General features: G+C 72.3%; 18 protein-coding genes and 1 pseudogene. 12 read left to right on the top strand and 7 right to left on the bottom strand.

The window, feature by feature from the left end; translation table 11 throughout:
- Nucleotides 1-35: 35 nt before the first annotated feature.
- Nucleotides 36-2,021, top strand: coding sequence for a Xaa-Pro dipeptidyl-peptidase (locus tag ACSHXC_RS04175; protein ID WP_438290223.1), 1,986 nt, complete (start codon nucleotides 36-38; stop codon nucleotides 2,019-2,021).
- A complete protein-coding gene (locus tag ACSHXC_RS04170) occupies nucleotides 2,018-3,295 on the top strand; it encodes a M14 family metallopeptidase (protein ID WP_438290222.1) in 1,278 nt (425 codons plus the stop codon). Before ACSHXC_RS04175 ends, ACSHXC_RS04170 begins: the two co-directional genes overlap by 4 nt.
- A gap of 1 nt (nucleotide 3,296) precedes the next feature.
- Here ACSHXC_RS04170 and ACSHXC_RS04165 read toward each other — a convergent pair whose 3' ends face one another.
- Both ACSHXC_RS04165 and ACSHXC_RS04160 read right to left on the bottom strand, forming a co-directional pair.
- A complete protein-coding gene (locus tag ACSHXC_RS04165; protein ID WP_438290221.1) occupies nucleotides 3,297-4,223 on the bottom strand; it encodes an FAD-dependent oxidoreductase in 927 nt (308 codons plus the stop codon).
- Nucleotides 4,224-4,268: 45 nt separating this feature from the next.
- Complete coding sequence (locus ACSHXC_RS04160) at nucleotides 4,269-5,024, bottom strand: thioesterase II family protein (protein WP_438290220.1); 756 nt, start codon at nucleotides 5,022-5,024, stop codon at nucleotides 4,269-4,271.
- 224 nt (nucleotides 5,025-5,248) lie between these two features.
- On the opposite strand from ACSHXC_RS04160, the gene ACSHXC_RS04155 reads away from it, so the two are divergent.
- The 5 genes from ACSHXC_RS04155 to ACSHXC_RS04135 all read left to right on the top strand — a co-directional run bounded on the left by ACSHXC_RS04155 (nucleotide 5,249) and on the right by ACSHXC_RS04135 (nucleotide 11,721).
- Entirely contained in the window at nucleotides 5,249-6,886 is a 1,638-nt protein-coding gene (locus ACSHXC_RS04155; RefSeq protein WP_438290219.1) for an ABC-F family ATP-binding cassette domain-containing protein, read from the top strand.
- Nucleotides 6,887-6,963: 77 nt separating this feature from the next.
- A complete protein-coding gene (locus ACSHXC_RS04150) occupies nucleotides 6,964-8,091 on the top strand; it encodes an ATP-binding protein (protein ID WP_438290218.1) in 1,128 nt (375 codons plus the stop codon).
- Entirely contained in the window at nucleotides 8,088-8,780 is a 693-nt protein-coding gene (locus tag ACSHXC_RS04145) for a response regulator transcription factor (protein ID WP_438290217.1), read from the top strand. The genes ACSHXC_RS04150 and ACSHXC_RS04145 overlap by 4 nt, the downstream gene beginning before the upstream one ends.
- 173 nt (nucleotides 8,781-8,953) lie before the next feature.
- Nucleotides 8,954-10,081: a non-hydrolyzing UDP-N-acetylglucosamine 2-epimerase gene (wecB, locus tag ACSHXC_RS04140; RefSeq protein WP_438290216.1), complete on the top strand. Its 1,128-nt coding sequence runs from the start codon at nucleotides 8,954-8,956 to the stop codon at nucleotides 10,079-10,081.
- Nucleotides 10,082-10,392: 311 nt separating this feature from the next.
- On the top strand, nucleotides 10,393-11,721 hold the full coding sequence (locus ACSHXC_RS04135) for a glycosyltransferase (protein ID WP_438290215.1): 1,329 nt from the start codon (nucleotides 10,393-10,395) through the stop codon (nucleotides 11,719-11,721).
- A 65-nt stretch (nucleotides 11,722-11,786) separates the two neighbouring features.
- Here the strand turns inward: ACSHXC_RS04135 and ACSHXC_RS04130 are convergent, their stop codons facing one another.
- Nucleotides 11,787-14,213, bottom strand: a complete 2,427-nt coding sequence (locus tag ACSHXC_RS04130; RefSeq protein WP_438290214.1) for a Tex family protein — start codon at nucleotides 14,211-14,213, stop codon at nucleotides 11,787-11,789.
- 66 nt (nucleotides 14,214-14,279) lie between these two features.
- Nucleotides 14,280-15,143 (bottom strand): SCO6745 family protein, encoded by an 864-nt coding sequence (locus ACSHXC_RS04125; protein WP_438290213.1) that lies wholly within the window; start codon nucleotides 15,141-15,143, stop codon nucleotides 14,280-14,282.
- Nucleotides 15,144-15,252: 109 nt separating this feature from the next.
- Here ACSHXC_RS04125 and ACSHXC_RS04120 point away from each other — a divergent pair, with 109 nt between their 5' ends.
- The 3 genes and pseudogenes from ACSHXC_RS04120 (at nucleotide 15,253) to ACSHXC_RS04110 (ending at nucleotide 17,117) form a co-directional block, all read left to right on the top strand.
- Entirely contained in the window at nucleotides 15,253-16,215 is a 963-nt protein-coding gene (locus tag ACSHXC_RS04120; RefSeq protein ID WP_438290212.1) for a GlxA family transcriptional regulator, read from the top strand.
- A gap of 27 nt (nucleotides 16,216-16,242) precedes the next feature.
- A pseudogene (locus tag ACSHXC_RS04115) lies at nucleotides 16,243-16,341 on the top strand (DJ-1/PfpI family protein); the annotation flags it as partial.
- 137 nt (nucleotides 16,342-16,478) lie between these two features.
- The gene (locus ACSHXC_RS04110) at nucleotides 16,479-17,117 is read left to right on the top strand and encodes a DJ-1/PfpI family protein (RefSeq protein WP_438290211.1); all 639 of its coding nucleotides are present in this window, start codon (nucleotides 16,479-16,481) and stop codon (nucleotides 17,115-17,117) included.
- On the opposite strand, the gene ACSHXC_RS04105 is transcribed toward ACSHXC_RS04110, so the two are convergent.
- Nucleotides 17,089-17,856 (bottom strand): enoyl-CoA hydratase/isomerase family protein, encoded by a 768-nt coding sequence (locus tag ACSHXC_RS04105; protein WP_438290210.1) that lies wholly within the window; start codon nucleotides 17,854-17,856, stop codon nucleotides 17,089-17,091. The genes ACSHXC_RS04110 and ACSHXC_RS04105 overlap by 29 nt on opposite strands.
- A gap of 77 nt (nucleotides 17,857-17,933) precedes the next feature.
- Between ACSHXC_RS04105 and ACSHXC_RS04100 the strand changes: the two genes are divergently transcribed.
- Entirely contained in the window at nucleotides 17,934-18,611 is a 678-nt protein-coding gene (locus tag ACSHXC_RS04100) for an HdeD family acid-resistance protein (RefSeq protein WP_438290209.1), read from the top strand.
- A gap of 135 nt (nucleotides 18,612-18,746) precedes the next feature.
- Complete coding sequence (locus ACSHXC_RS04095; RefSeq protein ID WP_438290208.1) at nucleotides 18,747-19,247, top strand: ATP-binding protein; 501 nt, start codon at nucleotides 18,747-18,749, stop codon at nucleotides 19,245-19,247.
- On the opposite strand, the gene idi is transcribed toward ACSHXC_RS04095, so the two are convergent.
- Both idi and ACSHXC_RS04085 read right to left on the bottom strand, forming a co-directional pair.
- On the bottom strand, nucleotides 19,222-19,824 hold the full coding sequence (gene idi / locus ACSHXC_RS04090; protein WP_438290207.1) for an isopentenyl-diphosphate Delta-isomerase: 603 nt from the start codon (nucleotides 19,822-19,824) through the stop codon (nucleotides 19,222-19,224). The two genes, ACSHXC_RS04095 and idi, sit on opposite strands and share 26 nt — an antisense overlap.
- Nucleotides 19,825-19,939: 115 nt before the next feature.
- Complete coding sequence (locus tag ACSHXC_RS04085; RefSeq protein ID WP_438290206.1) at nucleotides 19,940-20,881, bottom strand: cation diffusion facilitator family transporter; 942 nt, start codon at nucleotides 20,879-20,881, stop codon at nucleotides 19,940-19,942.
- Nucleotides 20,882-20,953: the final 72 nt, after the last annotated feature.

Below are 20,953 nucleotides of genomic sequence, written 5' to 3'. Positions count from 1 at the left end.
TTTGCGCGGGAGTTGACCGGAGTAGCTTCCGCCCCATGCCGATACGCGCGCGGGGCACCCGCCACAGGTCAAGATCCCTCAGATCGCTCGTCCTCGCGGCCGTGGCCGCCCTGGCGGCGGTGCTCCTCGCCCCGGCGGGCGCCCAGGCGGCCCACGCCAGGGGGAGCCAACCGGTCTACTCGTACGAGAACGCCATACGCGAGGCCGTCTGGGTCGACACCGGCCTGGACGGTGACGGGGACGGGAAGAACGACCGCGTCGCGGTCGACATCGTCCGGCCGCGCGAACCCGCGCAGCAGGGCCGCAAGGTGCCCGTCATCATGGACGCCAGCCCCTACTACTCGTGTTGCGGCCGGGGCAACGAGAGCCAGCTCAAGACGTACGACGCCAACGGCAACGTCGTTCAGATGCCGCTGTACTACGACAACTACTTCGTGCCGCGCGGCTACGCCTTCGTCGGCGTGGACCTGGCCGGAACCAATCGCTCGGACGGCTGCGTCGACGTCGGCGGCCCCTCCGACATCCTGTCCGCGAAGGCGGTCGTCGACTGGCTCAACGGCAGGGCCCGCGCCTACACGACACGTACGGGCAGCCAGCGCGCCACCGCCGGGTGGACCAACGGCCGCACCGGCATGATCGGCAAGAGCTGGGACGGCACCATCGCCAACGGGGTCGCCGCCACCGGCGTCGAGGGCCTCAGGACGATCGTGCCGATCAGCGCGATCTCGTCCTGGTACGACTACTACTTCGCCAAGGGCGCCGCGCTCTACGACGGGGGCCCGGCCGAGCTCGCCGGCTACGTCGACAGCCCGGACGCGCGGGCCCGCTGCGCCGCGGTGCAGCAGAAGCTCATCGACGGGTCCCCGCGCAACGGGGACTGGACGAAGCTCTGGACCGACCGGGACTACGCGAGCCACGCCGGCAACGTGAAGGCCAGCGTCTTCGTCGTGCACGGCATGCAGGACCTCAACGTGCGGACGAAGAACTTCGGCCAGTGGTGGGACGGGCTCGCCAGATACGGGGTCGAGCGGAAGATCTGGCTGTCGCAGACCGGGCACGTCGACCCGTTCGACTACCGGCGCTCCGAGTGGGTCGACACCCTCCACCAGTGGTTCGACCACTACCTCCTCGGCTACGACAACGGCATCGAGCGGCGGCCCATGGCCGACATCGAGCGCCACCCCGACCAGTGGAGCACCGACAGGTCGTGGCCGCCGTCCGGCACCGCGGCGACCGTGGTGCACCCGGTGAGCGGCCCGGCCCCGGGCGTCGGCGGGCTCTCGCTGAAGCCAGCTCCGGCCGGAACGACCGCCACGTTCACCGACAACCCGGCCCTGGACGAGACGAGTTGGGCCGCGTCGATCGACAAGTCCACGCCCGACAAGGCGGGTTTCGTCACCCAGCCGCTGGCCAAGGACCTGCGGGTGTCCGGCTCGTCCAAGGTGACCGTCACCGCGACGCCCACCACGAGCAGCGCCCACCTCTCGGCGGTCCTCGTCGACCTCGGACCCGACACCATCCGCAACTACGCGGGCTCCGGCGAAGGCATCCTCACCGGCACCGACCGCACCTGCTGGGGTGCGAGCACGGCCGGTGACAGCTCCTGCTACCGGACGACCTCGGCGGACAGGACCGATGTCGGCTACACCGTCTTCAGCCGCGGCTGGGCCGACCTCGGCCACTACGCCTCCGCCACCAAGGGCGTCCCGCTCACACCTGGCAAGCCGTACACGATCACGCTCGACCTGGCGGCCACCGACCACGTCGTACCGGCCGGGCACCGACTCGCGCTGATCGTCGCGGGCACCGACAATGGCCTCATCGAGCCTCCGACGAGCAAGCCGACGCTCACCGTGGACCTCGCGCGAACGGGCGCCACGGTGCCGTTCGTCGGTGGCGCCGGGGCGTTCGTACGGGCCACGTCCGGTACGCATGCGCAGGTCGGCGGCGGGGCGACGGCGACCGAGGGTGTTCCGGTGCCGCGCATGACGCAGCGGCTCCCCGGGGACGTCCCCCGATGAGGGCGCGTCTGCTGGTGCTCGGGGTGACGGCGGCCGCGCTCGCCGTCCCCCTGGCGACCGCGCCCGCCGCTGCCCGCCCCACCGAGCCCCGCACCGGCTTCGAAACCAGTGACGGGGCGCGCTGGACCGGGCAGCCGGAGGAGCAGGCCTTCCTCGCCGCGGTCGACCGGCTCAGCGAGCGCACCTCGGTGCGTCGGATCGGCACCACCCGCCAGGGCCGCCCGTTGCAGGAGGTGCGCATCGGCGGCCGGCACACGTCCAGCACCGTACTTCTCGTGTGCACCCAGCACGGCAACGAACCGTCGGGCCGCGAGGCCTGCCTCACCACCGTCCGCGACCTCGCCCTGGCCAAGGACCGGGCCACGCTCCGCTTCCTGGAGCGCACCACCGTCCTGGTCATCCCGACAGCCAACCCGGACGGCCGGGCCGCCAACACCCGCGAGAACTCCGAAGGCGTCGACATCAACCGCGACCACATCGCGCTGAAGACGGCCGAGGCGCGGGCCACCGCGTCGGTGCTGCGCGACGAACACCCCGATGTCGTCTACGACTTGCACGAGTACGGCGCGACACCCAAGTACTACGACAAGGACCTCTACGACCTCTGGCCGCGCAACCTCAACACCCATCCGACGGTGCACGAGGAGGCGCAGACGCTGTCCGGCGACTACGTCCGCGATGCCGCGCGGGACGAGGGCTACCGCACCGGCACCTACGGCATCTGGACCGACCCGGTCACCGGTGACCCCGTCAAGCAGGTCGCGGGGGACGGCCAGGAACGCATCCTGCGCAACACGGCGGGCATCAAGCACGCCGTCGCGCTGCTCATCGAGAGCCGGATGGATCCGATGACGGACGCGGAGAAGGCTGACCCGGCCGTCAACAACCGGCGCCGCGTCGACTCCCAACTGACAGCCCTGAGCGGCCTGTTCGACTTTGTCACGGAACGTCGCGGACGCATCGAGGCGGCCACGGGCGCGGCGCGCGCCGCCGGATACCGCGACCAGGGGCCCGTCTATCTCGGCGGCGCCGACAACACGCCGCCGACCCCGGCGGAGATCCTCCGCGACCCGCCGTGCGGCTATCGCCTGAGCCCGGCCCAGTACGGACAGATCAAGGATCAACTGGCCCTGCACGGCGTGCGGTTGAGGCAGGTTCCCGGCGGGGGAGCCTTCGTTCCGCTGCGCCAGTCGCTGCGCAACCTGGTGCCCCTGCTGCTCGACGGCCGTGCCCAGTACCACCTGACGGCCGCCGAGCCCGTGATGCGCTGCTGAATCAGCCGGAGGGGGTCGTGACGAGCGCCGCGGCCTCCTCCGCGCAGCCCCACGCCACCGTCACCCCGGCCCCGCCGTGCCCGTAGTTGTGCACCAACACCCCACCCTGCGGGCCGAGTTCGCGCTCGACCCGCACGCCCGAGTCGCGTACCGGACGCAGTCCCACGCGATGGCCGAGCACGTGCGCGTCCGCGATCTCGGGGTGGATCAGGGCGCAGCGCGCGATGATCCGCTCGGCCGTCGCCGGGTCGGGCGCAAGGTTCCAGTCGTCCTCCTGCGCGGTGCCGCCGAGGAGCAGCCCGTACGGCTGGGGCATGAAGTACGTCGACTCCTCGCCCTCGTCCTCCACCGAGGTGTACCACTCGCGGATCCCCGGATTCTCGACCACCACCAACTGGCCCCGCACGGGCCGCACTCGGGGATCCGGAAGGAGGTTGCGCGCCCCGAGTCCGGTGCAGTTGACCACGAGCGGCGCGTCCGGAAGGCGCTCGGTGTCCCGGACCTCCACCGTTCCGCCCGCTTCCACGAGGCGCCGCTCCAGCCGGCCCAGATGCGTCGGCATGTCGATCAGCGGGAGCCTCGCCCGCAGCCCCTCCGGGGCCTCGCGGAGCCCGGGCACCTCGGCCGCCCACGGCCCGAGGCCGCCGAGCCGGGCTCCGGCGTGCAGCCCGTCGACCAGGCGCACCCCGGTCTCCTCGGGCCTGAGCGCCATCTCCTCGTACACCCGCAGCGAGGCGAGCGCCCAGTCGCCGACGCGCTCCTCGGGCTCGATGCGGTACGGCCACCACAGTGCGCCCGCCACGGCCGACGTCGACTCCCGCGGCCGCTGCCGGCACCACACCCGGACCCGGCGGCCCGACTCCGCCAGGACGATCGCGGTCGTCAACCCGACGACCCCGCCGCCCACCACGATCACGTCGTTGCTCATGCCCGGACGGTAACCCACCGGTGCGAGCCGCGGGGTCTGCGCGGATCAGCGTGCGCCGACGTCCCGCAGTGCCGCCTCCAGCGCCCGCAGCACCGGAGCGGGCTCCTCGCGCAAGTAGAAGTGCCCGCCCGGGAATTGACGTACCGTCACATCGGCGGTGGTGTGCTGTTGCCAGCTTTCGAGCTGCTCGCGCGGGTGGTCGGCACTGCCGCCGAACACCGTGATCGGCACGGCCAGCGGCTCGGTCTCCCGCCAGGAGTACGTCTCCAGGACGCGGTAGTCGTCCCGCAGCGCGCCCACGACCAGCTCACGCAGCTCCGCCGAGTCCAGGACCTCCTGCGGGATCCCGCCGTGGATCTTCGCGACCCGGTCGATGAGCTCGTCGTCGGGCAGGTGGTGCAGCGGATCGTCGACGCGCACATGGCGCAGATGCGGCGCCGGGTAGCCGGAGACGACCAGCCGGGCGGGCAGCGGGCGGCCCGCGTCCCGCAGGGCACGGGTGATCTCGTAGGCGATGAGGGAACCCAGGCTGTGCCCGAAGAAGGCGAACGGCGCCGGGCTGAGCGGCACCTCGTCGAGGAACGCGGCCACCAGCGCCTCCATCGAGGCGAACCCCGGCTCCCCGAACCGCGAACCGCGGCCCGGCAGCTGCACGGCCTGGAACTCGGCGCCCGGCATGTCGCGGCCCCAGCGAAGGTACTCCGTGGCCGAACCGCCCCCGTGCGCGAAGCAGTAGAGCTTGGGGGCGCCAGGGCGCGGCTCCCCGGTGATGAGCCAACGGGGCGACACGGCGGTGTTCATGGTGCGGAAACCTCCAGAGGGAGCGGGCCGGTGAAATGCCGCAGCGCGACGAGTCTCGCACCTCGCACCGTGCCCGGAAACGTGCGCCCTGTTTCGGCCGGCGAGCCATGATCCGGAGGGGCGGTCGGCGTGCGGGCGCCCCGCCGGGGGCGCGGGGCGGGATCGGGGCCTGGCTGGGGACGGCTCAAGACCGGACCGAGGGACGGCTTAAGATCGGTCACCTCATGACTGCAACTCTCGTCGCCAAGGACCTCGCCGCCGGCCACGGCGACCGCACCCTGTTCGCCGGGCTCGACCTGGTGGTCGCCCCCGGCGACGTCATCGGCCTCGTCGGACCCAACGGCGCGGGCAAGTCCTCCCTGCTCCGCCTGCTCGCCGGGCTCGACACCCCCGAACAGGGCGAGCTGCGCCTTTCCCCGCCGGGCGCGAGCGTCGGCCACCTTCCGCAGGAGCCCGACCGGCGCCCCGGCGAGACGATCCGCGCCTTCCTCGCCCGGCGCACCTCAGTCGCCGCCGCCCAGGAAACGATGGACGCCGCGACCCAGGCCCTGGTCGACGGAGCTCCCGGCGCCGACGACGCGTACGCCGACAGCCTGGAGCGCTGGCTCGCGCTCGGCGGCGCCGACCTCGACGAGCGGGCCGAGGAGGTCGCCGCGTCCCTCGGCCTGACCACCGGTCTCGACCAGCCGATGACCGCGCTCTCCGGCGGCCAGGCCGCCCGCGCCGGACTCGCCTCGCTGCTCCTGTCCCGCTACGACGTCTTCCTGCTCGACGAGCCGACCAACGACCTCGACCTGGACGGCCTGGAGCGGCTCGAAGCCTTCGTGAAGGGACTGCGCGCCGGCACGGTCGTCGTCAGCCACGACCGCGAGTTCCTCGCCCGCACCGTCACCAAGGTGCTCGAACTCGACCTCGCCCAGCAGCAGATCAACCTGTACGGCGGCGGCTACGAGGCCTACCTAGAAGAGCGCGCCACCGCCCGCAGGCACGCCCGCGAGGACTACGAGGAGTACGCCGACAAGCGCTCCGCCCTCGAAGGCCGCGCCCAGATGCAGCGCTCCTGGATGGACAAGGGCGTCAAGAACGCCCGCCGCAAGGCCACCGACAGCGACAAGCTGGGCAAGAAGTTCCGCAGCGAGGCGAGCGAGAAGCAGGCATCCAAGGCCCGCCAGACCCAGCGCATGATCGAACGCCTCGACGTCGTCGAGGAGCCCCGCAAGGAGTGGGAGCTGCGCATGGAGATCGCTGCCGCGCCCCGCTCGGGCGCGGTCGTCGCGACGCTGAACGGCGCCGAGGTGCACCGCGAGGGCTTCACCTTCGGGCCCGTCTCGCTCCAGATCGACTGGGCCGACCGCGTCGCGATCACCGGCGCCAACGGTTCCGGCAAGTCGACCCTGCTCGCGGCCCTCCTCGGCCGGCTTCCGCTGGACGCGGGTCAGGCCACGCTCGGCTCCGGAGTCGTCGTCGGCGAGGTCGACCAGGCACGCGGCCTGTTCCTGGGCGAGGAGTCGCTGCTCGACGCGTTCTGCGCGGCGGTCCCCGACACGGAACCCGCCGAGGTGCGCACCCTGCTCGCCAAGTTCGGCCTCAAGGCCCACCACGTGCTGCGGCCGGCCGGTTCGCTCTCGCCGGGCGAGCGCACCCGCGCCGCCCTCGCCCTGCTCCAGGGCAGGGGCGTCAACCTCCTCGTCCTCGACGAGCCGACCAACCACCTCGACCTCCCCGCCATCGAGCAGCTGGAGTCCGCGCTCGACTCGTACACCGGCACCCTGCTCCTGGTCACCCACGACCGGCGGATGCTCGACGCCGTGCACACGACCCGCCGCCTGGAAGTCGCGGACGGAAAGGTCACCGAGCACTGACACCCCGGGCCACCCGGCCGCGCGGGCACGTTCCTTCGCGACTGCGATTCGCGGTGGCCTGAGCGTACGGTGGTCGGGTGCACCGCGACCGACTGGAGGCCGTCCTGGAAGCGCTGCCCAGGGCGGCCATCGTTCAAGGCGGCGACGACATCGTGATCGCCGTCAACCGCCGATTCACCGACATGTTCGCCCTCGAAGGCCGAGTCGAGACCGGCCCGGGCGCGCCGCTCGGGCCGGTCGTCGACGCCGTGTGCGACACCTTCTCCGAACGGCCCTCCTGGGTCGTCGACACCACCCACGCCATCGCCGCCCGGCACATCCACCGGGCCGCCGAGATCCCGCTCACCGACGGCCGAGTGATCCGGCGCGACGTGGAGCCGCTGTACGACGCGGACGGCGTGCCCTTCGGCTCACTGTGGACGGCCGAGGACATCACCGAGGACAAGCGCCGCGAGCACGCCCTGGAGCGCGACAACGCGGCGCTCGCCGAGCTCGCCGGGCAGCGCAACGAGTTCCTCGCCCTCGCCTCGCACAGTCTGCGCACCCCGCTCACCTCCATCCTCAGCTTCTGCGAGCTGCTCGCCGACCCGGCGTCCGGCCCGCTCGACGCCGACCAGCACGCCCTCCTGGACGCGATCCGGCGCAACGCCGCACGCATGGAAGGCGTCATGACCACCCTCATGAACACGGCCCGGCTGCGCACCCCCCAGCTGAAGCTGGAGTTCGGCCGGGTGGAGATCGCGCGGATGCTCCAGCACGCGGTGCTCGACCGGATGTCCACGACCTCGCGGGCCGGGGTGTTCGTGGCCCTGCGCTGCGCCGAGGGCCCGCCGCTCCACGGCGACGAGCACCGCCTGGAGCACGTACTCGCCAACCTCCTTGAGAACGCTGCCAAGTTCACCCCGCCCGGCGGCCGCATCGACATCGACGCCGCCCCGCACGGCGACCAGTGGCACATCGACGTCGCCGACACCGGGATCGGCGTGCCCGAGCAGTACCGCGAGGAGATCTTCTCCGGCTTCGTCCGCGCCCCCAACGCCGAGACCGGCGGCTTCCCCGGCACCGGCCTCGGCCTCACCATCAGCCGCGAGATCGTGCGCCGGCACGGCGGCGAGCTCACCGTCTCGGCCGCCGAGAGCGGGGGAGCCGTCTTCGGCATCCGGCTGCCCGTCGCCGGACCGCCCGCCGAAGGAGCCGGGCGGTGACGCGGATCCTGGTCGTCGAGGACGACGCGGACGTGGCCATGGCCCTACGCATCCTCTTCACCCGGGCCGGGTACGAGGTCGTGCCCGCCGCGGACGGCCGCGAGGGGCTCCGCCGGCTCTTCGCGGACAGCCCCGACCTGATGGTCCTCGACGTCGGCCTGCCGGAACTCGACGGCTGGCAGGTCCTGGAGCGCACCCGCGACATGACCGACCTGCCCGTCCTGCTGCTCACCGCCCGCGGCGCCGAGACCGACCGGGTGCGCGGCCTGCGCGCCGGGGCCGACGACTATCTGCCGAAACCGTTCGGCAACGAGGAACTGCTCGCCCGCGTCGAGGCCCTGCTGCGCCGCGCCTCGCCCGCCCGCTGGGCCGGCGCCTCCCACGACGAGGCGCTGCGCCTCGTGCCCGAGCGGCGCTCGGCGGTCTGGCGCGGCGAGGAGGTGCGGCTCAGCGACATCGAGTACCGGCTGCTCCAGGCCCTGGTCCGCAACCGGGGTCGGGTCGTCAGCACCGACCAGCTGCTCGACCAGGTCTGGGACGACCCCCACGGCATCGGCCGCGAGCGGGTGAAATTCGCGGTCCTGCGCGTACGCCGCAAGCTCCAGCAGACGGCGGGCAGCCTCGAATCCGACCCCCTTGAGGCGGTGCGGGGCCTGGGCTACCGGTACCGGGGGGATCAGGACGCCTGAGCGGCTGTCCCTGAACGCCTTACGGGTCGAAGGTCCTGGACGCGCTGGGGTCGAAAGGTCCGGGTATGTTCGATTGGCGGCTTCGCAACCGTCGGGCAACCGAAAGCCATCCGGGTGCGCAACGGACATCGGAGAGCCTCGGGACGTCCCCGCCGGTCCGTCCTGGAGGCCCCGTGTCCGCCCTGCCGCCCCGCAGCATCGCCGTCGTCCTCGGCACCCGCCCCGAGCTGGTGAAGCTGACTGAGCTGATCCGGCTCCTCGGGCCCGCCGCGCACGTCATGCACACCGGGCAGCACTACGACGAGGAGCTCTCCGGCCGCTTCCTGGCCGACCTCGGCATCCCCGAGCCGACCTACCTCACCGGCATCGGCGGCCGGCCCCGGGCGGTCCAGATCTCCGCGGCCCTTGCCCAGCTCGACGCGGTGTTCGCGGCCGAGCCGCCGCGTGCGGTCGTCGTCCAGGGCGACACCAACGCGGCGCTCTCCGGCGCGCTCGCCGCCAACGCGCGCTCCATCCCGCTCGTCCACGTCGAGGCGGGGCTGCGCAGCCACGACCGGAACATGCCGGAGGAACACAACCGGGTGCTGATCGACCGGATCGCGGACGTGCTGTGCGCGGCGACCCCGGAGAACCGCGACAACCTCCTTGCCGAGGGGATCCCCGCGGGGCGCATCGAGGTCACCGGCAATACGGTTGTCGAAGCGGTACGGAGCCAACTCCCCACCAGCGCCCAGCGGTTCGCCGAGCTGGAGCGGCTCGGGGTGACGAGTGACGCGTACGTCCTGGCCACGGTCCACCGGCCGGAGAACACGGACGACCCGGTGGCGCTGCGGGCCGTCCTCGCCGAGCTCGCCTCGCTCGCGGCCGAGCTGCCGGTGGTCCTTCCGCTGCATCCCCGCACGCGGGGCCGTATCGAGGCGGCCGGCCTCGCGGGGCTCCTCGATCCCCTCCTCGTCACCCCGCCGCTCGGCTACCGGACCTTCCTCGCCCTGGCCCAGCACGCGGCGCTCCTGGTGTCCGACTCCGGGGGCGTCCAGGAGGAGGTCACGGTGCTGGGCCGTCCCCTCGTCGTCGTACGCAACTCGACGGAGCGGCCGGAAGCGATGCCTGACTTTGCCGAACTGGTATGCCCTGGGCGGGAGTTGGGGGAGGCGGTGCGGCGACGACTTGCCTCCGGCGCGGCGGGCCGGGCACGGCTCGCCGCGCTCCCGAGCCCCTTCGGGGACGGGCTGGCTTCGCGGCGGGTTGTCGAGTTGCTGGTGGGGCTTGCGGCGCGGGGGGCTTATACGGCGGTCGCCTGACGGTGGGGGTGTTCGGGCGCGGGTGGTCTGTGGCTGGTCACGCAGTTCCCCGCGCCCCTGAGCGGCATGCCGTCGCGCCACACCAGCCCGTTCGGCCCGCTCTTGTGACCGCTACGCAGCCGTGGTCGGGTCGCCCCCCCCGGCGGCGGAGCCGCACATGTCACAGCCCCGCGCTCCTGGGCGGCATGGTGCCGGACCGCCCCAACCTGCTGAGCCCCGCTGCGGCGGCTGCCGCGCAGCCGCACATCTCACAGCACCGTGCCCCTACGCAGGGGTGCCCGTAAGCGATCTTCAAGGACCCCCCCACCCCCATGCCCAACAGCCTGCTCCTCTTCCTCTTCCCCTTCTTTCTCCTCGGGTGCTTCCTGCTCTACTGGGCCGGAGCCCGTCACGCCTACCTGCGGCGGGCGCGTACCGAAGCGGGCGATCCCGGCGCGCTCGACTGGCACTTCTTCGTGCCCTGCCGGGACGAGGAGGCCGTCGTCGGGGCCACCGTCGCGCAGCTGCGCGGGGACTTTCCCCCGGCGCATGTCTGGGTCATCGACGACGACAGTGACGACCGGACCGGGGTCATCGTCGCCGCGCTGGCCGAGGACGACCGGCGGGTCCACCTCGTGCGCCGGGTGCGGCCCGACGCGCGTACCGGCAAGGGGGACGCCCTGAACGCCGCCTATGAGCAGCTCGGGGACTTCCTGCCGGGCGGGGCGGACCGGGAGCGGATCGTCGTCTGCGTGGTCGACGCCGACGGGAGGCTCGACCCCCGCGCCCTCGAACTCGTCTCGGGACCGGCCGCGTTCGGGGACCCGGAGGTCGGCGGAGTGCAGGTCGGTGTGCGGATGCGCAATGTCGACGACGAGCGACCGCTGCCCGAGCGGGGCCGCCTGGCGAACGCCTTCGCGCGGCTCCTCGTGCGCGTCCAGGACATGGAGTTCGCCGTGTCCAACGCGGGCATGCAGCTGCTCCGTGGCCGTACCGGCTCGGTCGGACTGGGCGGCAACGGCCAGTTCACCCGGCTCTCCGCGCTCGACCGGATCGCCGCCGCCGAGCAGCGCCCGTGGCAGCGCGGCGCGCTCCTTGAGGACTACGAGCTGGGCCTCCAGATGATCCTCGCCGGCTACCGCATCACGCACGTCGCCGACACCTGGGTCTCCCAGGAGGGCCTTCCGCACGCCCGCCGGCTGCTCACCCAGCGCACCCGCTGGGCCCAGGGCAACCTCCAGTGCGTGCGCTACGCGGGCCGGATCCTGTCTTCGCGCCAGTACACCGGCGCGGGCGTCCTGGAGACGCTGTACACGTTCTTCCAGCCCGTCGCGCATCTCCTCACGCTCGTGCTGTGCGCCGCGATGCTCGTACTCGGCGGACTCGGCTCGCTCGCGGTCTGGCCGCTGACCCTGGTGCTCGCGGCGCTCTCCATCGGCCCGTTCGTCCTGTGGGGCCCGGTCTACCGCCGCGACCACGCCCCGGAGGCCGCACGGATCACCGCCGTGCTGTGGGGCTTCGCGCTGTGGCTGTACGCGTACCACTTGTTCGTCGTGTCGGCGCGCGGCTTCGTGCGCAGCCTGCGCGGCCGCACGGGGTGGGCCAAGACCCGCCGCAACGCCGAGCCGATCACGGCGGGCCCGGTCGCCCTGGAGGGCTGACCCGTCATCAACAAGGGGCGGGCGTACGGCAGTTGATGCCCCTACGCCCGCCCCTCACCTCTGTCTCAGCGTCCGCTGCGGCCCTTCGGGTCCAGCAGGCCCGCCTTGCGCAGGGCGTCCGCCATCGCGCTGTTCGCGGGAGCCGGTGCCGAGCCGCGGCCCTGGCCGGCGCCCTGCCGGTTGCCGCCACGGGCTTCGCCGCCGCCGTTGCCACGGCGCTGCTGGCCCTGGCCCTGGCGCTGCTGCGGAGGCCGGTTGCCCTGACCCTGGCCGCCCCGCTCGCCGCGCTCCCGCTTGGGCGCGCCGCCCGGTGCGGACGCGTCGTCGTCCAGCCGCAGGGTCAGCGAGATCCGCTTGCGCGGCACGTCCACGTCGAGGACCTTCACCCGGACGATGTCGCCCGGCTTCACCACATCGCGCGGGTCCTTCACGAACGTCTTCGACAGCGCCGAGACATGCGCGAGCCCGTCCTGGTGCACACCGATGTCGATGAACGCGCCGAACGCCGCCACGTTCGTGACCACGCCCTCAAGGAGCATCCCGGGCTCCAGGTCGCCGATCTTCTCGACGCCCTCCTTGAAGGTGGCCGTCTTGAACGCCGGGCGGGGGTCGCGGCCCGGCTTCTCCAGCTCGCGCAGGATGTCGGTGACCGTGGGCAGACCGAAGGTCTCGTCCACGAAGTCGTCGGGCCGCAGGGAGCGCAGCACCCCCGTGTTGCCGATGAGGGACGCGACCTCGCTGCCCGCCGTCTTCACCATCCGCCGCACCACCGGGTACGCCTCGGGGTGCACGCTGGAGGCGTCCAGCGGGTCCTCGCCGTCGCGGATCCGCAGGAAGCCCGCGCACTGCTCGTACGCCTTCGGGCCGAGCCGCGCCACGGCCTTGAGGGCCTTGCGCGAACGGAACGGGCCGTTGGCGTCGCGGTGCGCCACGATGTTCTCGGCGAGGCCCGAGCCGATGCCGGACACCCGCGAAAGCAGCGGCGCGGAGGCGGTGTTGACATCCACCCCCACGCCGTTCACACAGTCCTCGACCACCGCGTCGAGGGAGCGCGACAGCTTCACCTCGGACAGGTCGTGCTGGTACTGGCCCACCCCGATGGATTTCGGGTCGATCTTCACCAGCTCGGCGAGCGGGTCCTGCAGGCGGCGGGCGATGGAGACCGCGCCGCGCAGCGACACGTCCATGTCCGGGAACTCCTGCGAGGCGAACGCGGAGGCCGAGTACACCGAAGCGCCCGCCTCCGACACCATCACCTTGGCGAGGTTCAACTCCGGGTGTTTGGCGATGAGTTCACCGGCGAGCTTGTCGGTCTCGCGGGACGCCGTGCCATTGCCGATGGCGATCAGCTCGACCGCGTGCTCCTTGCAGAGCCCGGCCAGCTTGGCCAGCGCCTGGTCCCACTTGTTCGCGGGGACGTGCGGGTGGATCACGTCCGTCGCCACGACCTTGCCGGTCGCGTCGATGACCGCGACCTTCACGCCCGTACGGAAACCGGGGTCGAGGCCGAGCGTGGCCCGGGTGCCGGCCGGGGCGGCGAGCAGCAGGTCGCGCAGGTTGGAGGCGAAGACGCGGACCGCCTCGTCCTCGGCCGCCGTGCGAAGACGAAGCCGCAGGTCGATGCCGAGGTGGACGAGAATGCGGGTGCGCCAGGCCCAGCGGACCGTGTCACCGAGCCACTTGTCGCCGGGACGACCCCGGTCGGCGACGCCGAAGCGGCGCGCCACCATGCTCTCGTACGTCGAGGGGCCCGGCTCCGCCGACGGCTCCTCGGGCTCCAGGACGAGGTCGAGGACGTCCTCCTTCTCGCCGCGCAGCATCGCGAGCACCCGGTGCGAGGGCAGCGCGGTGAACGGCTCGGTGAAGTCGAAGTAGTCGGCGAACTTGGCGCCCGCCTCCTCCTTGCCGTCCCGCACCTTCGCCGCGAGGCGGCCCCTGGTCCACATGCGCTCGCGCAGCTCGCCGATCAGGTCGGCGTCCTCCGAGAAGCGCTCGGTGAGGATGGCGCGGGCGCCCTCCAGGGCGGCCGCCGGATCGGCGACGCCCTTGTCAGCGTCGACGAACGCGGCGGCCGCGGCGAGCGGCTCCACCGACGGGTCGCCCAGCAGGCCGTCGGCAAGCGGTTCCAGGCCCGCCTCGCGCGCGATCTGCGCCTTGGTGCGCCGCTTCGGCTTGAAGGGCAGGTAGATGTCCTCCAGGCGGGCCTTGGTGTCGGCGGCCCGGATCTGCGCCTCAAGGGCCTCAGTGAGCTTCCCCTGTTCCCTTACGGACTCCAGGATCGCGGTTCGCCGCTCCTCCAGCTCCCGCAGATAGCGCAGCCGTTCCTCAAGGGTGCGCAGCTGGGCATCGTCCAGCATCTCGGTCGCTTCCTTGCGGTAGCGCGCGATGAACGGGACGGTGGACCCGCCGTCGAGCAGCTCGACGGCGGCCTTCACCTGCCGCTCCCGTACGCCGAGTTCCTCGGCGATCCTGCCTTCGATGGACGTCGTCACTTTCCCGTACCGCCTTCTCGCTGAGCCTGAGGCGCCATTGTGGCAGGCGGCACCGACAATCGACGATCAGCCCTTGCCGAGGAGGTCGGCTGGGAAGCCGCCCGCCAGGGCCGCCGCCACCAGAAAGCCCTTGGCGAGTTCGGTGAGCCGGGCCACGCCCTGCGCGCCGAGGAGTTCGTAGGGGGCGAGGTCGAGGCGGTCGGTACGGTCCTCGAGGTCGGCGCGCAGCGCCACACCGGCCTCGGTCAACTCGCCCTCGCCGTCGAGCAGTCCGCGCTCGCGGAGCCGCCCGGCCGCCGCGTCCCAGTCCGACTGCTCCCAGCCGCGCGTGGCCATGACCCACTTGCGCGCCATGCCCTTGCCGGTCGCGGTGTGGCTGACCAGCGCCTCCAGCGGGTCGAGCGCCAGGTCGAGCAGCGCGGTGAGGTGGCCGTCGCCGCGGTGCTCGCGCAGCAGCGTCGTCGCGTGCCAGTAGGCCAGGTGCGGCTCCTCGGGCACGGGCAGGTCGGCGTGCGCGGCGTACAGGGGCCGGGCGTGCCGGGTGCAGCCCTCGGTGGCGCGCAGCGCGAGCCGGGCCGCCTCCGCCATCTCGTCCGAGGCAATGGCCTCCTCGCCGAGCAGCCGGCGCAGCGTGCTGTCGACGGCCCTCAGGCGCGCGGCGAGCACGGCCTCGGGGGAGGCGGTGCGCCACACGGCGGGCAGGTGCCGGGCGATCAGGTCGTGCCGGAAGTTGTAGAAGGTGGCCGCCACGACTCCGGGGCCCACGGCCCCCATTGCGGCCGCCCGCCCCGCGAAGTAGGCGGCGCTCGGGTCATCGACGCCCAGCCCGGCGAGCTCCTTGGCGAAGTCCGGCGAGAAGTAGACCGTGGCGTGCAGCGAGTTGAGCGGGTTGTGGCAGTGGCGCCCGGCGCGCAGGGGGAGAGAACTCATACCCAGTACGTTACCGACTGGTCGGTACGCCGTGAAGGGGTTGGCCGATGGCAGGAAAGGTGGGGTTCTCGTCATTGCGGCCATCGGGCCCCGGGCGAAGGATGGGGGCATGACGCAGCGCTCCGTCCTGGTGGTCCTCTTCGACGACGTACAGAGCCTCGATGTGACAGGACCGGCCGAGGTGTTCACCGCGGCGGGCCGCGCCCTCGGGGACCGCGCCGCCTACCGGCTTCACTTCGCCTCGCTCGACGGGGCCCCGGTCACCTCGCACAGCGGGCTGCGCCTCATGGCCGACTCCGCGCTCGCGGACGCGGGACCGGCGGACATCCTGCTCGTCCCGGGCGGAGACGGCACCCGCAACGCCGATCCCCGGCTGGTGAACTGGCTGCGGACGCACGGGCCGCGCGCCCGGCGCCTCGTCTCGGTGTGCTCGGGCTCGATGCTGCTCGCCGAGGCCGGGCTGCTCGACGGGCGCCGGGCCACCACGCACTGGGCCTTCTGCGCCGAGATGGCCTGCCGCTACCCGGCGGTCCGGGTCGAGCCGGATCCGATCTTCGTGCGGGACGGCAACGTCGCCACCTCGGCCGGGGTCACCGCGGGCATCGACCTCGCCCTCGCCCTGGTGGAGGAGGACCACGGCAGGGACGTGGCCCTGGCCGTCGCCCGTGCCATGGTGGTGTTCCTGCGCCGGCCGGGCAACCAGGCCCAGTTCAGCGCCCAGCTCGCCGCGCAGACGGCCCGGCGCGAGCCGCTGCGCGAACTCCAGCAGTGGATCACCGAGCACCCGGACGGCGACCTGTCCGTCGAGGCCCTCGCGCAGCGGGCCAGCCTCTCGCCGCGCCACTTCGCCCGCGCCTTCCACGCCGAGACCGGCACGACGCCCGGCCGCTATGTCGAGCGCGTCCGCCTGGAACACGCCCGCCGCCTCCTTGAAGAGACCCCGAACGGCGTCCAGGAGGTCTCCCGCGCGGCCGGTTACGGCACCTCCGAGGCGATGCGGCGCGCCTTCGTCAAAACACTGGGCACGGCCCCGGCCGAGTACCGCCGCCGCTTCCGCCCCACGCCCGCGTAGCCCTCCGTAAGAAGGCAGCAAACAACCATGCAGATCGCGATCCTGCTGTACGACCGGTTCACCGCCCTGGACGCGGTCGGCCCGTACGAGATCCTGGGCCGGACGCCCGGCGCCGAGACGGTGTACGACCCCCAGCCGCCCTACGACGCGGGCTCGCCCGACAAGGCTCCGGCCCATCTCGTCGAGGAGTTCCGCGCCGCGAGCCGTTTGGACCCCGCAGACCAGAACTGACCCAACACGCAACCTCCTTAGAAGGACAGCCCATGCAGATAGCCGTCGCCCTGTACCCCGGCTTCACCGCCCTCGACGCGATCGGCCCGTACGAGACCCTCAGCCCCCTCCCCGGTGCCGAGACGGTGTTCGTGGCCGAGCAGTCCGGGCCCGTGCGCAACGACAGGGGAAGCCTCACCCTGGTCGCCGAGAAGTCCTTCGCGGAGGTGACCCGGCCCGACATCGTGATCGTGCCGGGCGCCCCTCCCGAGGCCGTCGAGCCGCACCTTGGGGGCGGGCCGCTCGTCGACTGGCTGCGCACCGCGGACGTCGCCTCGACGTGGACGACGTCGGTGTGCACGGGCTCGCTGCTGCTCGGCGCGGCCGGGCTCCTGAAGGGTCGGCGCGCGACCTCGCACTGGCTCGCCCTCGACCAGCTCGCGACGTTCGGCGTGACGCCGACCGGGGACCGGGTCGTCTTCGACCACAAGTACGTCACCGCGGCCGGTGTCTCCTCCGGGATCGACATGGGCCTGACGCTGGCCGGAATGATCGCCGGGGACCGGCACGCCCAGGCCGTTCAGCTCCTCATCGAGTACGACCCGCAGCCGCCCTATGACGCGGGCTCGCCCGACAAGGCGCCCGCCGACCTGGTGGACCACTTCAGGACGAAGGGCTTCCCCCAGGGCTGAGGTGCCAGGTGAAGCGCGGAGCCCGGTGCTCCAGGAACGCGGCGACACCCTCCGCGGTGTCGCCGCTGCCGCGCTCCTGCTCCGCCCAGTGCGCGTCCCGGTCGGTCCGGCCGTCCGCGAACTCCTTCGCCGCCGCCTGGGTGAGCTGCGAGCGCGACACCAGGACGCGGGTGAACTCGGCCACCCGTTTGGCCAGTTCACCCCCGGGCAGTACCTCGTCCACCAGGCCGGTCCGCAGCGCCCGCTCGCTGTCGATCAACTCACCTGAGAACAACAGGTACTTGGCGGTCGAAGGCCCCACCAGCGCGGCCAGGCGCCGGGTGGAGGACGCCGGGTAGACGATGCCGAGCTTCGCGGGCGTGACGCCGAAGAGCGCGCCCTCCTCGGCGAACCGCAGATCGCAGGCGGCCGCGAGCTGACTGCCGCCGCCCACGCAGTGACCGCGCACCGCGGCCAGCGTGGGCTTGGGAAAGGCCGCGAGCGCCTCCTCGGCCCGTACCGCGAGCATCTTGGGGTCGTCACCGGGCTCCCGCAGCGTCGAGATGTCGGCGCCCGCGCAGAACGTGTCCCCGGCCCCGGTCAGCACAAGGGCCCGTACGTCCGGATCGGCGGCCAGGGCGTCGAGCAGCGGCGGCAGCGCCCGCCACATCGCGGACGTCATCGCATTGCGCTTGGCGGGGTTGCTGATGACGACGGTGGCGACGCCCTCGGTGAGGCTCTGCTCCAGCTGCGGCTGCATGCGCCGGATGCTATCCGGGCGCCCGAAACCTATGATCACAAGGGGGGTCGTCGCACGCGGACCGTGAGGAGACGCTGATGACCGGACCCACCAAGGACGTCGGCCGTGAGGGCCGGAAACTGAGCCGGAGCTTCGGTCTGCTCGCCCTGCTCGGGGCGATCCTGGTCGTGGCCGGTCTCGTGGGCCTCGGCTACACCGAGTTCGCCACCCTCACCACCATGCTGTTGTTCGGCTGGCTGCTGCTCGTCGGCGGCGTCGTGGGCCTCGCGCACGCGATCCAGTCGCGCGGCTCCAGCTTCTTCTGGCTCGGCGTCGTGGTCGCCGCGCTGAACCTCGCCGCGGGCGTCGTCATCATCCGCCGCCCCGAGGGCAGCGCCGAGGCGCTCACCATGTTCGCCGCCCTGCTGTTCCTGACCGGCGGTGTCTTCCGCCTGGTGGGCAGCGTGGTGGTGCGCGGGCCGCAGTTCGGCTGGACGCTGGTGCAGGGCGCGTTCGGGGTGCTCCTCGGCGTGCTGGTGCTCGCGAACTGGCCGAGCAACAGCCGGTACGTCATCGGCTGCTTCTTCTCGCTGGCCCTGCTGTTCGACGGCCTCGGCCTGATCGCCATCGGATTGAGCGGACGCAGAATCGTCACTCTTGTGAGTGACGCCGTGGCCCCGGCGGAGGCCGGGAAGGGCACACCTCCGATGTCTCCGACATCCCCGCAAGCCATGGCAAAGCCCTCAGAGGAAGATCAGAACCCGACGGAGCGATGACCTTCTCTTGCATCGGGGAGCAAAAAGCGGCGATAGATGCTGACTTCTGTTCAGTCGGCCGGTCCGGACCAACACACTCCACACACTCGTGAGCAGACGGGTGTGCTGTCGAGCCGCGAGGGTGGGTGCCGGAACATGGAGATCCGCGGGAGCCTCCCGCCCGAACCCGCCGCTCCGGCCAGGCAGCAGTCGTACGAGGGAGTGTGGCGCTTCACCGCGCCCGCCGTCGACGTCTCCGTGCCGCAGGCCCGGCACGCGGTGCGCGACCTGCTGCGGCGGCAGCGCGTGCCGGCCCACGAGGACCTCGTACAGGGCCTGCTCCTGATCGTCTCGGAGCTGGTCACCAACGCGGTCAGACACGCGGCCCTGCTCTCGCCGCAGGTCGCCGTCGAGGTGGCGATCGGCGCCGAGTGGATCCGGGTGTCCGTCGAGGACAACCACCCCTATCGGCCCAGGGCCCTGGAGACCGACTGCGGCCAGACCGGCGGCCGGGGGCTGCTCCTTGTACGCGAGATCACCGAGGAGGCCGGCGGGGTGTGCGACGTCGAGCAGACCGCGAACGGCGGAAAGATCGTCTGGGCCGCACTCCCGCTGGCCCCGCTGCCCGGGATCACCAGCCCGCGTCGGGCCCCGTGAGCTCCTTGACCGCGGGCCTCGCCGCGTCGAGCACCGTCATGAACCACGCCGAGAACGGGGCGCGGGCGTGCCGCTCGGCGAGCTCCTCGGGCGTCACGAACGCCGTCTCGCCGACCTCCTCCGGGTCCGGCCGCAGCGGCGACTGCACCAGGCCCACGAAGAGGTGGTTGTACTCCTGCTCCACCAGGCCCGAGTCGGGATCCGGGTGGTTGTAGCGCACCGTGCCCGCCTCGGCGAGCAGCGACGGCGAGATCCCCAGCTCCTCGTACGTACGCCGGGCGGCCGCCGCGAACGGGGACTCGCCGGGGTAGGGGTGGCCGCAGCAGGTGTTGGACCAGACGCCGGGGGAGTGGTACTTGCCGAGCGCGCGGCGCTGGAGCAGCAGCCGGCCCGCCGGGTCGAAGAGGAAGACGGAGAACGCCCGGTGCAGCTGTCCGGGCGCCTGGTGGGCGGAGAGCTTCTCCGCGGTTCCGATGGTGTTGCCGCTCTCGTCGACGAGTTCGAGCAAGATCTCTGGTGCGGCGCCCGTGGTCCCGTTCGACGAGTTGTTCGCCGTGGTGGCTGGTGTGCTCGGCATAACCATCCTTCGCTTCGGTCCTCGGCTGCCCAGTCTGCCGTACAAAAGCGGCGTGTCCGCCATTGACCGGCATCCGCATGTCCTGCCCCACGCGGGGCCCAGGGAACCGCGCGCTTCAGTGGCAGAGCTTCGCCTCGTGCTCGGCGTGGCCGCCCGGCTCCAGCTGGAAGGTGCAGTGCTCGACGTCGAAGTGATCGCCCAGGCATCCCTGCAACTCGTGCAGCAGCTTCTCGTGCCCCACCGAGTCGAGCACCTCCTGGCTGACCACCACGTGCGCCGAGAGCACCGGCATCCCCGAGGTGATCGTCCAGGCGTGCAGATCGTGTACGTCCTCCACGCCCGGCAGCTCCACTATGTGCGCCCGCACCTCGGCCATGTCGACGCCCTTGGGTGCCGATTCGAGCAGCACGTTGAGGGTCTCGCGCAGCAGCTTGACGGTCCTGGGCACGATCATCAGGCCGATCACGAGCGAGGCGATCGGGTCGGCCGCCTGCCAGCCGGTGGTCATGATGACCAGACCGGCGACCACGACGGCCGCCGAGCCGAGCGCGTCCGAGAGGACCTCCAGGAACGCGCCGCGCACATTCAGGCTGTCCTGCTGGCCCTTCATGAGGAGGGACAGCGAGACCGAGTTCGCGACCAGGCCTATCAGGCCGAAGATCACTGCCGTGCCGCCTGCCGTATCGGCCGGCTCGACGAACCGCGACACCGCCTCGAACAGGACGTAGCCGCCCACCCCGAGCAGCAGCAGACAGTTGGCGAGCGCCGCGAGTATCTCGGCGCGGGCGTACCCGAAGGTGCGGTTGCCCCCGGCCGGGCGGTTGGCGAAGTGGATGGCGAGCAGTGCCATCGCGAGCCCGAGGCCGTCCGTCGCCATGTGCGCCGCGTCCGCGACGAGAGCCAGCGAGTCCGCGAGCAGCCCCCCGACGATCTCCACGACCATCACGGTCAGTGTGATGCCGAGTGCGATGCGCAGCCGTCCCCGGTATGCGGCGGCCGCTGTGCCGGTCGGCGGCGGCCCGCCGTGCGTGTGTCCGTGGTCGTGCCCAGCCCCCATGAAAGCCCTCCCGGGTCTGTTCCCGATCAATCCCGACGTCTGTGTACGAGGGGTCAGTGAACTACGGGTAGG

It is taken from the genome of Streptomyces sp. HUAS TT7 (assembly GCF_051550175.1).
GTDB lineage: Bacteria > Actinomycetota > Actinomycetes > Streptomycetales > Streptomycetaceae > Streptomyces.
The sequence above is the reverse complement of the archived record's forward strand: the minus strand, read 5'-3'. Positions and strand labels throughout refer to the sequence as shown.

Bases quoted from the DNA above. Each gene is read 5' to 3' on its own strand.
- ACSHXC_RS04175 (WP_438290223.1), top strand. From the start codon at position 36: ATGCCGATACGCGCGCGGGGCACCCGCCACAGGTCAAGATCCCTCAGA.
- ACSHXC_RS04170 (WP_438290222.1), top strand. From the start codon at position 2,018: ATGAGGGCGCGTCTGCTGGTGCTCGGGGTGACGGCGGCCGCGCTCGCC.
- ACSHXC_RS04165 (WP_438290221.1), bottom strand. From the start codon at position 4,223: ATGAGCAACGACGTGATCGTGGTGGGCGGCGGGGTCGTCGGGTTGACG.
- ACSHXC_RS04160 (WP_438290220.1), bottom strand. From the start codon at position 5,024: ATGAACACCGCCGTGTCGCCCCGTTGGCTCATCACCGGGGAGCCGCGC.
- ACSHXC_RS04155 (WP_438290219.1), top strand. From the start codon at position 5,249: ATGACTGCAACTCTCGTCGCCAAGGACCTCGCCGCCGGCCACGGCGAC.
- ACSHXC_RS04135 (WP_438290215.1), top strand. From the start codon at position 10,393: ATGCCCAACAGCCTGCTCCTCTTCCTCTTCCCCTTCTTTCTCCTCGGG.
- ACSHXC_RS04125 (WP_438290213.1), bottom strand. From the start codon at position 15,143: ATGAGTTCTCTCCCCCTGCGCGCCGGGCGCCACTGCCACAACCCGCTC.
- ACSHXC_RS04120 (WP_438290212.1), top strand. From the start codon at position 15,253: ATGACGCAGCGCTCCGTCCTGGTGGTCCTCTTCGACGACGTACAGAGC.
- ACSHXC_RS04110 (WP_438290211.1), top strand. From the start codon at position 16,479: ATGCAGATAGCCGTCGCCCTGTACCCCGGCTTCACCGCCCTCGACGCG.
- ACSHXC_RS04105 (WP_438290210.1), bottom strand. From the start codon at position 17,856: ATGCAGCCGCAGCTGGAGCAGAGCCTCACCGAGGGCGTCGCCACCGTC.
- ACSHXC_RS04100 (WP_438290209.1), top strand. From the start codon at position 17,934: ATGACCGGACCCACCAAGGACGTCGGCCGTGAGGGCCGGAAACTGAGC.
- ACSHXC_RS04095 (WP_438290208.1), top strand. From the start codon at position 18,747: ATGGAGATCCGCGGGAGCCTCCCGCCCGAACCCGCCGCTCCGGCCAGG.
- idi (WP_438290207.1), bottom strand. From the start codon at position 19,824: ATGCCGAGCACACCAGCCACCACGGCGAACAACTCGTCGAACGGGACC.
- ACSHXC_RS04085 (WP_438290206.1), bottom strand. From the start codon at position 20,881: ATGGGGGCTGGGCACGACCACGGACACACGCACGGCGGGCCGCCGCCG.